General features: G+C 53.3%; 11 protein-coding genes and 1 tRNA gene. 4 read left to right on the top strand and 8 right to left on the bottom strand.

The features are described 5' to 3' along the window. Nucleotides 1–178: 178 nt before the first annotated feature. Nucleotides 179–1,330 carry an RICIN domain-containing protein gene (locus BUB55_RS11845; RefSeq protein WP_200778537.1) on the top strand — a complete coding sequence of 384 codons (1,152 nt, stop codon included), beginning with the start codon at nucleotides 179–181 and terminating at the stop codon, nucleotides 1,328–1,330. Nucleotides 1,331–1,384: 54 nt separating this feature from the next. Here BUB55_RS11845 and BUB55_RS11840 read toward each other — a convergent pair whose 3' ends face one another. From BUB55_RS11840 to BUB55_RS11815, 6 genes are all read right to left on the bottom strand, one after another. Continuing rightward, a complete protein-coding gene (locus BUB55_RS11840; RefSeq protein ID WP_073191716.1) occupies nucleotides 1,385–1,693 on the bottom strand; it encodes a hypothetical protein in 309 nt (102 codons plus the stop codon). 25 nt (nucleotides 1,694–1,718) lie between these two features. Continuing rightward, nucleotides 1,719–1,803 (bottom strand) — tRNA-Ser (locus BUB55_RS11835). A 109-nt stretch (nucleotides 1,804–1,912) separates the two neighbouring features. Next, nucleotides 1,913–3,604 (bottom strand): M3 family oligoendopeptidase, encoded by a 1,692-nt coding sequence (locus BUB55_RS11830; protein WP_073191714.1) that lies wholly within the window; start codon nucleotides 3,602–3,604, stop codon nucleotides 1,913–1,915. Nucleotides 3,605–3,636: 32 nt separating this feature from the next. Then, the gene (locus tag BUB55_RS11825) at nucleotides 3,637–4,293 is read right to left on the bottom strand and encodes a hypothetical protein (protein ID WP_143153044.1); all 657 of its coding nucleotides are present in this window, start codon (nucleotides 4,291–4,293) and stop codon (nucleotides 3,637–3,639) included. Nucleotides 4,294–4,411: 118 nt separating this feature from the next. Beyond that, complete coding sequence (locus BUB55_RS11820; RefSeq protein ID WP_073191708.1) at nucleotides 4,412–7,135, bottom strand: TIGR02171 family lipoprotein; 2,724 nt, start codon at nucleotides 7,133–7,135, stop codon at nucleotides 4,412–4,414. 80 nt (nucleotides 7,136–7,215) lie between these two features. Next, nucleotides 7,216–9,228 (bottom strand): DUF4859 domain-containing protein, encoded by a 2,013-nt coding sequence (locus BUB55_RS11815; protein WP_159431985.1) that lies wholly within the window; start codon nucleotides 9,226–9,228, stop codon nucleotides 7,216–7,218. A 311-nt stretch (nucleotides 9,229–9,539) separates the two neighbouring features. Between BUB55_RS11815 and grpE the strand changes: the two genes are divergently transcribed. Together grpE and BUB55_RS11805 are read left to right on the top strand one after the other, a co-directional pair. Continuing rightward, complete coding sequence (grpE, locus tag BUB55_RS11810; protein WP_083597007.1) at nucleotides 9,540–10,244, top strand: nucleotide exchange factor GrpE; 705 nt, start codon at nucleotides 9,540–9,542, stop codon at nucleotides 10,242–10,244. A gap of 174 nt (nucleotides 10,245–10,418) precedes the next feature. Then, entirely contained in the window at nucleotides 10,419–12,527 is a 2,109-nt protein-coding gene (locus BUB55_RS11805; protein WP_073191704.1) for a family 43 glycosylhydrolase, read from the top strand. Nucleotides 12,528–12,607: 80 nt separating this feature from the next. Here BUB55_RS11805 and tenpIN read toward each other — a convergent pair whose 3' ends face one another. After that, the gene (tenpIN, locus tag BUB55_RS11800) at nucleotides 12,608–13,060 is read right to left on the bottom strand and encodes a type III toxin-antitoxin system TenpIN family toxin (RefSeq protein WP_072797832.1); all 453 of its coding nucleotides are present in this window, start codon (nucleotides 13,058–13,060) and stop codon (nucleotides 12,608–12,610) included. A 224-nt stretch (nucleotides 13,061–13,284) separates the two neighbouring features. Beyond that, entirely contained in the window at nucleotides 13,285–13,533 is a 249-nt protein-coding gene (locus BUB55_RS11795) for a DUF2442 domain-containing protein (protein ID WP_143153043.1), read from the bottom strand. On the opposite strand from BUB55_RS11795, the gene BUB55_RS11790 reads away from it, so the two are divergent. After that, on the top strand, nucleotides 13,532–13,753 hold the full coding sequence (locus tag BUB55_RS11790) for a hypothetical protein (RefSeq protein ID WP_073191702.1): 222 nt from the start codon (nucleotides 13,532–13,534) through the stop codon (nucleotides 13,751–13,753). The genes BUB55_RS11795 and BUB55_RS11790 overlap by 2 nt on opposite strands. The last annotated feature ends 72 nt before the right edge of the window (nucleotides 13,754–13,825 follow it).

Below are 13,825 nucleotides of genomic sequence, written 5' to 3'. Positions count from 1 at the left end.
ATTGGCGACCTAGGCCGCCGGTTTAAAGTTACGGGGCTAAAAATAGCAAAATGGCGGGGGTTTGTCCACAAATTTCGTCGCCGTTCTGCGCATGTCTGTCCGATTTTACGGATTTTACTTGCGGGACTAGCGGCGGGAATATATATTAAAAAGAGGTGTCTGGTTTTAAGGAGTTTCCATGTTTTTTAAAAGAAGCGTTTTAGCGCTGTCTGCCATTGCCCTTGCGGCAGTTTTTTCGCATGCCGAGGTCACCTACACGCTCCACAAGTCCGCGAACCCTACTGCCGACGAGCAGGATGCCTACAAGCGCATTACGACCGTGATGGATTCGGCGGTCAAGCTCTACAACACCTACTCGAACCTCTCTAAGTTTATCAACGTCTATTACGCACCGGGCGTGCCCACAGCCGAGGCCAGCAGCAACGGAGATTTGCGCTTTGGCGAGAACCGCAGCTACATGGTAGTGCCCACGGCCATGCACGAGATGGGCCACACGATGGGTATCGGGACAACGTCGGAGTACGCGGCAACGTGCGTGGACGGGGTGTTCAGGGACGACAAGGTCCAGGCGAAACTACGTGAAATGGATGGCCCGAATGCGGAACTCCATTGCGACCGTCAGCATATCTGGCCGTATGGCCTGAACCAGGCGAGCGAGGCAAAGTCCGAGCAGGACCTGATAAACCACGTGATTCTCGTGGAGACTATTTACCAGCAGCTGTTCAAGGTGGCGTTCTTCAAGGAGGGGAGGATCAAGTCCCTCGGCGAAACAAAGAAATGCATGGGAATTACATCTAGCAATGCGCTCGAACTCATGGATTGTAGCGACACGGCGACCTTCGTGAAGATTTTCTCGGTGGGCGACAACCCCGTTACATACTACATTCAGCTTGGGAGCCGCGTCGTGGATATCCCGAACGAATCTACGGCGGCAGGCATTGTCGCCTCGACCTACGGCTATAACGGCGGGGCTCACCAGCGTTATACCTTCGACGATGCCGGAATCAATACGCCGAATGCCTTCTTGCTCAAGAACTACAAGAGCGGGCTCTACCTGCAGGCAGTAGGCACGCAGGTACAGCAGAACCGCAAGGTGGACCGCGACGAATCCTTCATCTGGAAACTCGAGGAGGCAGGCACGAAGCCCGATACATCTTCTGCGGGCGATACGAGCAAAACCGACACTTCGACCACTCGTATCACACGTGCTCTGGACCGTGAGCCTGCCTTGGATGCCCCGAAACGCACGTTCGACCTGAAGGGGAGGAGCGTCCGCGGACAAACGCTTGGCAGGAACCGCGAAACGTACACGGTCATATTCCAGAAATAGACCAAACAAAAAATCCCGACCGAACGGCCGGGATTTTTAAAAAGCTTTTAAGGATTATGCACCGAAGGCGGCATCGGCGTCGGCAGCGGTCTGTTCGCTGTTGACCGGGGCCTCGTCGACCGGAGTATTCACGGCATCGGCCGTAACGTCGTTATCGCCCTTTTCGATCATAGAGAGCTTGCCCTCTTTGAACTTGTACATGGCGATGGTGGTGGGCTTCTTGTTGAGCTGGATGTAACCCTGGCCGGCCTGGTTGTTGAGGAAACGAGCTTCGTGAGCCATCATCACGACGGCGCGGAAAACGGAGCCTTGGCATTCCTTGCTGGCATAGATATCGTCAAGATAAACTCTCTGATCGGACATCGGGGTACCTCCGAAAAAGTTTTAGAAGAGGGAGAGGGATTCGAACCCTCGTTACCGTAAGATAAACACGCTTTCCAAGCGTGCGCCTTCAACCACTCGGCCATCCCTCCTTAGGATGTGGAGCCAAATATAGATTGATTTTTTGCTCTTGTCAACCGATTTTGGGCATTTTTTGCATAAAAAAGCAAAAATTAATTCATAATTCCGAATTCCGAACTCCTAATTCCGGCCAAGTTCGTCCCACACGACCTGCATCAGCGGTTCAAGCGTCTTGGGGGAGAAGTCGAACTTGATGTTGGCGGCCTCGAACAGTTCCTTTACGGGGCGGCTGCTACCGAGACTTTCGGCCCGGAACAGGTCGTCGATGGCCTTTTTCGGGTCTTTTTTGAAGTTCGCCCACACCTGCAGGGCCCCGATCTGGGCGATTCCGTACTCGATGTAGTAGAACGGGCATTCGAAGATGTGGAGCTGCTTCTGCCAGAGGTTGTTGCGGACAGCTTCGAGGCCGCTGTAGTCGACGCCTGCGTCATAGCGGTCCATAATCTCTGCCCAAATGTCGCTGCGGTCGGTCGCCGTGTGGGTGGGGAAGTTGTACAGGCGGTGCTGGAAGCAGTCGATGCTTGCCACCCACGGGAACAGCCAAATCACGTCAGAAAGTTCACCCTCAAAACTGCGGGCGATCGCCTCCAGGTCGTCCCCGTAGAAGGGCTTGAGGTTCGACATGCCGATGAGTTCCATGCTCATGCTCGCCACCTCGGCGAACTCGGCGGGGACGTCGCGGTAGGCGAGAATCGGCTGGTCGGCGAGGGCGAACTGGTGGAACGAGTGGCCCGATTCGTGGAGCAACGTGTAGATGTCGCGGTCCGTGTTGGCCGAGTTCATGAAGATGAAGGGGAGGCGGGCCTCGTCAAAACCGATCTGGTAGCCGCCCGGGGCTTTGCCGAGCCTGGAATCAGGGTCAATGAGGTTCTGCGCCTGCATTTGGCGCGCCCATTTGCCGGCCTGCGGGTGGATGCTCTCGAAAATCTGGTCGCACTTTTCAATGAGTTCCGCGCCGCTCTGGTACGGTTTGAGCGGAGCCCGGCTGAGCGGGTCCACATCCAGGTCCCACGGACGGAGACGGGCGAGGCCCATCTTTTGGGCGCGGCGTTTGTACATCTCTTTTTGCAGCGGGAGCACCAGTTTTTCGATGCTCTCGTGGAACGCCTCGCAGTCGGCGGGCGTGTAGTCAAATCGGTGCTTGGCGAGGAAGATATAGTCGATAAAGTCCTTGCAGTGGGCGTTCTTCGCAATTTGATTGCGAATCTCGAACAGCTTGTCGTAGGCGTTGTCTAGGGCGTCCTTGTCTTGCAGGCGACGTTCCCACATGGCCCGCCAGGCGCGTTCGCGCAGGTCGCGGTCCGTCTTTTCCATGTAAGAGGCCATTTGCTGCATGGTCTTGGTCTCGCCTTCGAACTCGACGCTCATGCCGCCCGTAATCTTCTGGTACGCCTGAATTTCCTTGTTTTCTTCGGTCTCCAGCGGGATGTTGTCGGGAGAGAATAGGTCCAGCGAAACCTGCACACCTTTGAACCACTCGCCAAATTCCCCCTTGAGGCCGTCCTTGGAGGGGTGGGCCATGAGCTTTTTGTTCAGCTTGTCATCGTATTCGTTCATGACGGGCTGGATGTTCTCGACAAAGTCGTTGTAGGCCTTGGCAGCCTTTTCGTCTTGTGTGTTGCAGGTCATGGCCACGTAGCGGCGGCAGTTCACGTCGCTCAGAACCGAGTTGAGCTCGCTCCAGTCCATAATCCACTGGCGCAATTTGGCCGTGTCGACCGGGATGTCGCGCAGCAAGAGCTTGCGGTATAGTTCGCTGATCTGTTTTTCGTTGTCTGGATTCAAATCATTTGGTACAAAATAACGTTCCATTTTTTCCTCTTTAAAACTTTTGCGGGGGAGTTCTACAACCCGAACGCGTCTACCCAGTCGCTCACAATCCCGTTTAGCAGGCTTTCTCTCGCCTGCTCCTTGAGAGCCTTAATTTCTTCGGGCTTAATGTCGTGTACGATGTCGAATTCCAGCGGCACGGTTTCACCGTCGGCCTTGAGGGCGACTTCTAGAACGCCCTTGATGCGGTATTTTTTGACGTTTTCGAGCTCAAAAAGCCGTTTGTCGAGCGGGAACTGCGTCGTGAGCGTGAAAGGTGTTTCGCCGGGAGCCAGGATGCACGAATCCTTGAGCGTAAAAGGCAGTTCAATGAGCGAGTCCAGCGTGAGCGTCCCGGCGAACTTGCGAACCCACAGGGAGTCCTCGTCCTTGCTCGTAGCGACGAGAGTCGCGCTCAGGTTCGCCTTGCCGAGTTCCGACTCGATAATACCGCGTGCGAGATTCTGGACCATCGATACCACCTGCGGGTTCGGCAGCAGGCTCGACTTGATGGCCTCCTTGGCATTCTCGAACAGGTTCGGCTTGATCTCGACGGAATCAAGAACGAGTTCGCGGAATTCCACCTTGGTGTTCTTTAGGATACTGGCGGCATCGAGTTTGCGGACAGTCGCGCAACCGACACATAAAACCATCAAAAGGGCAAGGACGGTTGCCAGGACGGGCTTAGCCAAAGAAAACTTTTTAAAAAGAGACATATTGCGTAAATATATAAAAAAAGCCCTCGTCCTAGCCTACCCGCAATTGCCGATAATGCGGATTATGTAAACCAGCATATCGCAAAACTTTCAATTATTTGCTGATTTTCTCCAAAACAGCTTTGATTCGATTGATCAACTGCTCTGCGCCCTTCTCGTTCAAATGGTCGCTGTCCGAAGCCATTGAATCGTCGTAATCATGCTTGCCCATTTTGTTCTCGTCCATCAACACAAAATATTTTTCATCGTTGTCGAGTTTTTTTATGCGCTCAATGAAATTCTCGGCAGAATACCGGTTCATGCCATGACGGCCATAATATTTTGTAGAGGCGTAACGCGGGTTCATCGGGAAAATAACGCCGATTACGTAGATGTTGTGTTCCTTCGCCATTTTGAGAATATCCAGGAACCTCTCATAATTCTTTTGGGGCATGTCGCTTTTGAGTTCCCACATGCCGTTCAAAACTTCGGGTTTTCCCCAGCCGCTAGCATTCTCGACAGATATAAAGCCAAATCCGTTCAACTGCTCCGTGAGTTCCATGTTGGCGTCCACGTCGACAATAGAATTCTGTACCGCCTCGTAGAACCCGTCATAAAGGCCTTTTTGCCAAAAGTCGTGATTCGCGTCATAGGCGAACCCTGGGGCCGAACCAAAGTTGTCTTTGAAGGAGTTTCCTTCTTTTTGGTCCCAAAGGTCGAAATCGAGACTGACCAAAAGGTATTTTAAATTGGGAGCCTGAGTCAAAAGGTAATTCTTGAAAATGTAATGGCTCATAAAGATATCGCAAGGGACGGTTGCCATATTGAGCGCGTGATCGAGTTTGGAGGCGTAAAAACCGGCTTGCATACGGGAGTTCCCCAACCCCACGATTTCTACGGATTGGTGATCACGCCAAAAAATGCGCATTTTGTATACCAAATAATGAGTCGACTGGTCAATGCTGTAATAGGCTCCGGCGCTATCCAGGTTCAATTCATTATTCGAAGAGTCGCTTTCGTTCACCTTGACCCAAAGGTTCGGGTGCCACAGCTCCTCGCCTTCTGCTAGGTTCGTGATAGAACTATCGTGCAGGTTCACGATAGCCAATTTGCGGTGCGCGCCGTCGGCATCGGTTAACGATGCGACTGCCAATTTTTCGCTATTCCTGTTCTTGATGGAATTGATCCATTCGGTGTGGTCAAAACTGTAGCCCTTGGGCGAGGGAATTCCCTGTACCAGCACCCCCGTGCTGTCGGCCACCAAGAGCATTTGGTGCGTGCCGTAGTCTACCCCGGTAAATTTTTTCCCTGTGGAACCGCCAAAATCCAGGAAAAGGGTGCGTTTGGTCAGGTCCTTGGAGAGAGATGCGTTGCACGCCTGTTCCCCGTTGTACCAGACTGTGTCGCGATTCCCCATGCGGGTCCTCAGAAGACGCGCGCCCGTTACCGCGAGCTGTTTGTCCCTGCTCAAGCCGCCGTGGTAGGCGCCGTCAAACAATTTTTGTGGCGTGAGGAACCTTCCCTTGGAGAACAAGACTTCCCAGGTGGAACTCTTGGAGAAGTCGGATTCAATCTTGTTGTTGGCGGCAGAAGTCACGTATATAATGCTTGTGTCACCTTTGGCCCTCACACGCCAACGCGGGATGGCGGCGCTCTCTACGTCGAGTTTTACCAAATTTGTCCCCTGGGGGTTCAGGTCACGCACATACAGTGACGACTTCCCCGCTACGCCTTCCAGACCGGTGCAAAAGGCGACTTTTTTGCCGTCAGGAGAAATCTCCGGGTGGTAGGCGTCAATGGTGTCTGCAATTTCGATTATGCCCTGGTTCCCGACGCCGTAATCGATATAGGCGATGTTCCCGGTCGCGTCGTTCCTAAAGGCAAGCTTGGCTCGGTGTGAACCGACGATGGGGCTCACTATGGAAGTGGAGGCAAGTACGTTGATTTTTTTCTGTTGCGCGGAGCCGTTAGCATTCATCCACACGGGATCGGGAATGGAGCCGTAGCCAAGGCGGAACCCGATGTACCATGTCCTGGACGCCGAGGTTACCGTGTAGACGTCCCCACGGCTGTATGCGTTCATGGCGGCGGCTTCGTGCAAGAAACTCCCCCCCTTCACGATTCGTTTGCCGTGAGTCCCCCCGTCGGGGGCCCCGACAAAGTTGGCCAAGGTCGTATCGGGCAAGTTGGTATACCAGTCGTTTACCCACTCCATGGCGTTCCCCGCCATGTCGCAGGGCCTCCCCTCCCACTTTTGCGGAATGCTGCAGACCTTGTGCGCAGAGTTCTTGGAATTCCCCAGGTTCCAGGAGTTGGCGGGATTCCAGCTTTGAGAGGCCACCGAAACCCATTCCGCCTCGGTCGGCAGGCGGTACCCTGCCACATCAGGGTGAAAATCAAAGCCTTCCAGTAAAACACAGTGATTTTCGCCGTCGTACACGGCTGCGGTATAAGTATAGACCGTATCTGCCATGTGGGCCTTGCTGTAGGCGTTCGAGAACAATACCGCGTCAAAGAAGCTCACGTTTGTTACCGGGAGGCTGTCGTTTTTGCAGTCCACCTTTGTAAAGGTTTCCCCAGCAAGCGCATTGTATTCACCGCAGGTGACTTCGTGTTCCCCGATAAAAAAATCGTAAGTAAATGCGACGCTCGTTTTGGGACCCAGTGGAAAACGCGTCCCGTTAGAAAGAAACAGAATCATGTCGTTCAATGGGGATTCTGCGGCAAAGAATTCCTCCCCGTCCGTGTTCAGGGATTGGGAATTGGAGCAGGCGAAAAGGCTCATTCCCGTAATACATAGGAACAGCGTAGCCAAAAAATTCGCCTGTTTAACCGCCATGTCCCAAATATAAAAAAAGAAATACCCGGAGGTTTCGCCCCCGGGTATTGTGGATTGTAGTATGAGAATTAGAGATGGTTTTAATATCCAAACTGGTTCTTGATTCCCGTCCAGGTGCGGCGAAGCATCCAGGCGTCCGTGGCCGTAATAACGGTGCTCGCCCCGGCCCGCATCACCATGGGTGGCACAATGCCCCACTGGCCGTCGTAGCCCGATTTGGAACATGCATCGTAATTGGAGCACGGCAACGGGTCGTAGTTGCTATTGGGAATCTGGTATGTTTCGTAGAAGTCGTCCAGGCCAAAGCCGTGGCCCACCTCGTGGCCAGCAATGTGCGGGAACTTGGTGTCGAGGGTCGAATAGAACGAGCTGTAGCCCTCGCGCTGGCCCCAGTCACCGCCGGCACCGCCGTTAAAACCGTCCGTGACCCAAATGGACATGTCGAACCGGGTGCCCATGGTGCAGGAGCCATACTGGTCGTTCTTCTTTTCGTAATAATGCAGCGGCCTGGAGCAGTCCGTGGGGCACGTGGGCGCGTTCTCGATGGTATAGCCTGTATAGACCTTCTCGTCGCTACCGGCGTCGGGGAACTTGCTCGCATTGTCGGCGGCCCAGCCCACAATATGGACCTTCACTGTGTCGTAGGGCCAGCCCTCATAGCCTACCAGTTCCTTGACCCAGGCGTTGATCATGCGGTTGAGCATGGGCTCCACCTTTTGACGGTCTTTTTTGTTCAGGCTGTTGGCACTTTCCCAGCGGACACAGTAGTTGAGCTCTCCCTTGCCATCGATAATCTGGTGGAATATCAGGTTCCTGGAGCGCACGATATCGTCTAGCTTGCCGCTGGATTGGCGGTTTTGCCAGACCCAGTCCACAAACTTCCAGATGTTCTCGGGCTGGGTGTCGTACATAGTTTGGAGAGTGTAGCTGGATGTGGGAACCGTGGAACTGGATGTGGGTGCCACCGAGCTGGAGCTGGCCACGTTGCCGGTGATTTGAAGACGGATGGTGATGTAGACCATGTTGTTGCCGCTGCGCAAGGCCTGCCTGAGGGTGTAGGTCTTGCCCACCGTGAGCTTGCCCGGGAACTGCCCCACGTTGGTGGTCATGGCGCTCAGGTCCATTTCAGAAAAGACCATGGGATTCCCGCCGTTGTAAGAGGTCACGTTCCCGCTGGCGTCAAACCAGTGGCCGTTACCTTCGGCGGTGGGCACGGAATCCAGCGTGCCGTCGGCGTTAACCGCGTAATACCGGACATTCGAAAAGTCATTGGAGCCCAGGGCCTTGGCCATCTCGCTTGCCACCAGGTCCACCTGTACCGTGGAGTAGTTGGAGGCGTCAAAGTCCAGGCTGGCAACGTACTCGAAGTTTTTTTCATGGAGCGGTTCATCGCTCGAGGAGCCTGACAGGTCAATGGTCAGGCTCTGGACCGCGTCCTTAACGCCTTTTTTGGTCATGGACTGGGTGCCGCTCTTGGCGGTGATTTCCCAGGTGCGGAAGGCCTTGTACATGGTCCACTTGCTGGCGGCAGAATAACTGGCGCCGCTAACGGTTGCGGTAAGTTCTTCGGTATCGCCCTCGGAACTAGACAACAAAACCGTAGTGGCCCCGCCGGTGGAGCCCGAAACGACCTTGCGGCTGATGACGATGTCGTCCACCTTGTTCTCGTCGTCCCAGAAGGCCACGTTGCCGACAGCCTGTTTTTCGTAACTCACCTTAAGGGTGTCGGGCACGCTCAAGGCCTTGGCCAGGGGGCGGCGTCCGGAGAACGGCTCCGGCTCCCCGACACCAAAGCATACGGCGTACACGCCCATGGCCAAATTCCTAGTGTTCGCTCCTACCCTACGACCTTTCATGTCGAAGGCGGCTGTGGGCACCAATGCCTTGAGGGCAGCCTTGACCGGAGCGTGCGCCGTAGTTTCTGCAAAATCGAAGAAGCCCGTGGCGTCGGTGACAGAAGATTTTTGCGTAGAGACCTGCAAAATGGAGGCGCCAACCACAGGCGTGCCGTCAGGAAGCTTGACATAGCCACTGACGGCGGCAACCGAGAGGGTTGCTGAAACGGCTACAAGGGGGAGCATTTTTTTTATCATAACCAATCCCATACGGTTTACTGGGCTGTATTGCCCGTTATTTCAAAAATACCCACAAGAAACGCCTGCTGGCTCGCTCGATAATCTAAAAATGTGTAAGAAATGTGTTATGACGAAGAATTTACATTTAGATTTTTCTTTTTATTTAAATAATTCGTGTAAGAAAATTTTTCAATTTGACAAAATCGCGCCATTAAAACATTCCATCGGCCTGTTTCAAAATGATACATAAATATATTGGCACGATTTTCGCTCATGGAGGGCGAAATTAAACCTCAAATGTCTCAAATTCTAAGGAAAAACGTAAAATCATGGCTGATACAAACCAGAATCCGGAACAGGAACCGAGCGCCGAGGAACGCGCCCAATTCGAAGCCGACGTGCTCAAGGCCGCCGAGGAGGCTATGAAAGCCGAAGCTGAGGCGAACAAGGCCGGTGCATCTGACCAGGGTGTTGGCGATGCTCAAGAACAGCCTGCTGCAGACGCTTCTGCCGAACAGTCCACTGAAGCCGCCGCAGAAAAGCCTGCGGAACCCGCTGCCGATGCTTCGACGAACTCAGCAACCGAGACTGCCGCCCTCAAGGCCGCCCTTGCCGAGGCCAACGACCGCAACCTGCGCCTGATGGCTGAATTCGACAACTACCGCCGCCGTACCGCCAAGGAACAACTCGAACTCATCGAGACGGCGAACGGCAAACTCCTGGAGAAACTCTCCGAAGTGCAGGACAACTTCGAACGCGCCTTCGCGAGCGAAAACAAGGCCCAGGACCTGGAAGCCTTCGAGAAGGGCATGCAGATGATCTACAACCAGTTCGCAAAGATTTTGACCGACGCGGGCCTCGAACAAATCGACCCGACCGGCGCGGAATTCGACCCGAACTGCCACGAAGCATTGATGCAGCAGCCCAGCGAAACCGTGCCCGAAGGCCACGTGGTCACCGTGTTCCAGAAGGGCTACAAACTCAAGAACAAGATTCTCAAAACCGCGAAGGTCATCGTCTCCTCCGGGAAATGACACCCATTCGGCAAGCTCAGGGCAGGCTCCGTGTCATCCTGAGCGAAGCGCAGCGTAGTCGAAGGATCCCCCCCCTTTGAGAAATTAACAAAACAAATGAATTCCCTGCGTTATACCGCGGGGCTTTTCGCGATATATCTTTATCTCTGGTGTAAAACATGTTTGGAGATTAAGATGAAAAATATCTTATTCATTTCTTCCGTATTGGCTTTGGCTTGTACGGGTTTCGCTCAGAAAATTGTAATCACGACGAACTATACGGCGGACCCGGCGCCCTATGTCCATGGGGATACGGTTTACCTGTACACGACCCACGACGAGGACAATGCCGACGGGTTCATGATGTACGACTGGCTGTTGCACACTTCCACGGACATGGTCAACTGGACCAGCCACGGAGCCGTAGCGAGCCTGGGCGACATCAAGTGGTCCTCTAAAACCAACGGGGCTTGGGCGGAACAGGTCATCGAGCGCGACGGCAAGTGGTTCATGTACGTCCCCATTCACGGCAACGGCATTTCCGTCTTGGTGGCGGACAATCCTTATGGCCCCTTCAAGGAACCTTTGAACAAGGCGCTGGTCTGGCAGCGCGAGCACTGGAACGATATCGACCCTACCGTCTGGATTGACGACGACGGACAGGCCTACATGTACTGGGGCAACCCCGAATTGTACATGATCAAGTTGAACAAGGACATGATTAGTACTCAGGGTTCTATCGTCACCTACCCCAAGATCAAGGATTACCAGGAAGGCCCCTGGGTCTATAAGCACGGCAACAATTACTACATGACTTTCGCATCGACCTGCTGTGCCGAAGGTATCGGGTATGCCATGAGCGACAAGATTACGGGCCCCTGGACCTACAAGGGCGACATTATGCCGCATTCTTCGCGCAGTAACGGAAACCACCCGGGTATCATCGATTTCAAGGGGAAATCCTACGTTTTCGGCCTAAATTACGAACTTTGGCGTTACAAGTCCGAGAAGATGGGCCAGAAATTCCAACACAAGGAGCGCCGTTCTGTCGGCCTTTCCGAAATGAAGTACAACGCCGACGGCACTATTCAAAAGATTGACTTTTGGCCGGATAATGGCGTGGCCCAGCTGGAAGATTTCGACCCGTACAAGCGAGTGGAAGCGGAAACCATGTCCTGGGGCGAAGATGTGAGGGTCCGTAAGAGCGGTACCGCCGGCAATACGGTCATCACCAATCTTTCCGAAGGAAAATACACCAAGATTAGCGGCGTGGAATTCGGCGACGCGGGCGCGGAAAGTTTCTCGGCGTCGGTGCTGAGCGTCAAGAAGGCGTCGAGCATCACCGTCCGCCTAGATAAGGTGGATGGCGAAATCGTCGGCAAGGCGGAATTTAGCGCCGACGGCCTGGTGACGGTGCCGCTGACCGGTGCGGTCGGCAAGCACGACGTGTTCTTCGTGTTCGCGGGCGATTTCGAGGCGGACTACTGGGAATTCGAGGACAGCAAGACCTCCATTCCGCAGGGCCCGTTCTGCAAGGCGAAACTCAGCGACCCCGAGGCAAAATGCGACGCGCCGGTGGTGGGCGCGAAGGTCGAGGGCACGGCCAACTTCATCGACTTCGAGAACTACGACGTGGGCGGTGCGGGCAAGGCCTACTACGACATGGATACCAAGAACCAGGGCGGCGAATACCGCGAAGACCGCGTGGACATCGTGAAAAACGGCGACGGATTTGCCGTGGGCTACACGCAGAAGGGCGAATGGCTCGAATACACTGTGAACGTGCAGGCCGTCGGGAAGCTCCCCTTCGAGCTCAGCTATGCAAGCGGCATGGACAACACGGGCGTGCGCCTGTTCATGGACGACGAGCCGATTACCGACACGCTCGCGCTCGCGGGCACCGGGGATTTCGACTCCTACGGCACCTTCAAGGGAACGACCACCAAGGAACTCACCACGGGCGAGCACGTGCTCAAGGTGATGGTGACAAGCGACTACGTGAACCTCGACTGGATTGCCTTTGGCGAAAGCGAAGGCAGCGCTGAGGACATCCGCAACGGGACCACGGGCATCGTGCCGAAAATCGCCGCCGGAGCCGCGGGCATGGTAAATGCTTTCGCAAGGGCCGCAGGCAGCTACAGGGTGTTCGACCTGATGGGCTCCGAGCTCGGGAACATCCGCCTGAACGCCGGTGCAACGCTCACGGACCTCAAGGCCGGACTCAAGACCGCCGGCTTCGGGAGCGGCGTCTATGTCGTCCGCAACCCCGCCGGAAAGACCCTGAAACTGCAAGTCGGGGAATAAGTTCTCGCGCATCTTAAACCGTGCGCAGCCTCCCCCGCATTAAAAATCCTCCCCTGCGGAGGATTTTTTCATTTTTTGCTCTATTTGGCCGTTTTTATCAAATAACTTCGATAAAAGGTTAATGACGAAAAATTGTATTTAGGAGGCAAAGGCTCTTTGTTCAAGCCTTCTATAAAATCATCTATATACTTTTGAAATTTTTCCACAATAAACACATAGCGTTTCATCAGCTCCGTATGTTCCTTTGAATCGATATGCGCCGGCATCCCCACTTCATCTTCATTGAATATGATGACACTTTTGCTAAAATCTAGACCCGATGAAGTGCGCTTTGCGTTTTCACATTCAAATTTGTACGCATGCGTATGCTGGATATTCGATCTAAACGGAATCGCAAATTTTAGGGAACGATATTCCACAAGCAAGACTAAATACGGACGATTTTTCTTCGCAAGAATTTCTGTATTATCAGCATACCTTTCATAAAATATTGGTGACAGCAACATAACTTTTGGTGCATCTTCTTTTTTCATAATTATCCTTTTTTATCCAAATAAAAAAGAAGCCGTTTTTATATGGATATATAAAAACGACTTCATCTAATGAGCTTTCTTTTTTATCTCAGGTGGTCGCTCTACCACCCTGTCATCAATTTGAGTTTTCTTTTTTTCTCAGGTGGATACTCTGCCACCCTATCTACCCCAAATATACATTATTCATTAACAAAAAACAATACATTGTGAAAATTTTCCGCAAATCAAGCTAGATTGGACTCTTTATTCTGAAGGCTCTTGATGTATTCCGGGGCAAAATCAACGCCATTTGACCATGTGATTGTGTGCGCTTGCAATGTGAAATCCTTAAAGGTATTGATATCTGCAAGTTGCTGCACGATGGAAGATGCCCCAAAGTTAGTTGAAATTTCTGCAACCAAAAAGAAAAAGGTGGTCTCCAACTTGTAAATTTGGTTCAGCAAAAAAACACCAAGCAAGAGGATAACCACCATGATGAAAAGTACAAAAAGAACCCCAAAACTGTCAATCGTCCGCCGCGAAGAAATCGACATTTCGACCAGTATCGGGGTGGTTCTGGCCGACCTTGCCGAACAGGGGAAAAGCTGCCTTGACGCGCTGTCGAGGGAGATGGGCGCAAGGCTCGTGGAGGCGATACTCCTGGCCGAAAGGGAACAGCTCGGCGGTGCAGGAATTTGTCCCTTTTTTAGTTGAAAATCCAGGTCTCCAACTGGTGTAAATCTAGGCTATTAGCGCTTCATTGTCAAGTAGTTTCATGCTCTTTTC

The sequence above is a fragment of the Fibrobacter sp. UWP2 genome (genome assembly GCF_900141705.1).
GTDB lineage: Bacteria > Fibrobacterota > Fibrobacteria > Fibrobacterales > Fibrobacteraceae > Fibrobacter.
This window is presented reverse-complemented; position numbering and strand designations above follow the sequence as displayed.

Excerpts from the sequence above, each read along its gene's own strand:
- grpE (WP_083597007.1), top strand. The coding sequence starts at position 9,540 with ATGGCTGATACAAACCAGAATCCGGAACAGGAACCGAGCGCCGAGGAA.
- BUB55_RS11820 (WP_073191708.1), bottom strand. The coding sequence starts at position 7,135 with ATGGCGGTTAAACAGGCGAATTTTTTGGCTACGCTGTTCCTATGTATT.
- BUB55_RS11790 (WP_073191702.1), top strand. The coding sequence starts at position 13,532 with ATGATGAAAAGTACAAAAAGAACCCCAAAACTGTCAATCGTCCGCCGC.
- BUB55_RS11845 (WP_200778537.1), top strand. The coding sequence starts at position 179 with ATGTTTTTTAAAAGAAGCGTTTTAGCGCTGTCTGCCATTGCCCTTGCG.
- BUB55_RS11830 (WP_073191714.1), bottom strand. The coding sequence starts at position 3,604 with ATGGAACGTTATTTTGTACCAAATGATTTGAATCCAGACAACGAAAAA.
- BUB55_RS11805 (WP_073191704.1), top strand. The coding sequence starts at position 10,419 with ATGAAAAATATCTTATTCATTTCTTCCGTATTGGCTTTGGCTTGTACG.
- BUB55_RS11795 (WP_143153043.1), bottom strand. The coding sequence starts at position 13,533 with ATGGTGGTTATCCTCTTGCTTGGTGTTTTTTTGCTGAACCAAATTTAC.
- tenpIN (WP_072797832.1), bottom strand. The coding sequence starts at position 13,060 with ATGAAAAAAGAAGATGCACCAAAAGTTATGTTGCTGTCACCAATATTT.
- BUB55_RS11815 (WP_159431985.1), bottom strand. The coding sequence starts at position 9,228 with ATGATAAAAAAAATGCTCCCCCTTGTAGCCGTTTCAGCAACCCTCTCG.
- BUB55_RS11840 (WP_073191716.1), bottom strand. The coding sequence starts at position 1,693 with ATGTCCGATCAGAGAGTTTATCTTGACGATATCTATGCCAGCAAGGAA.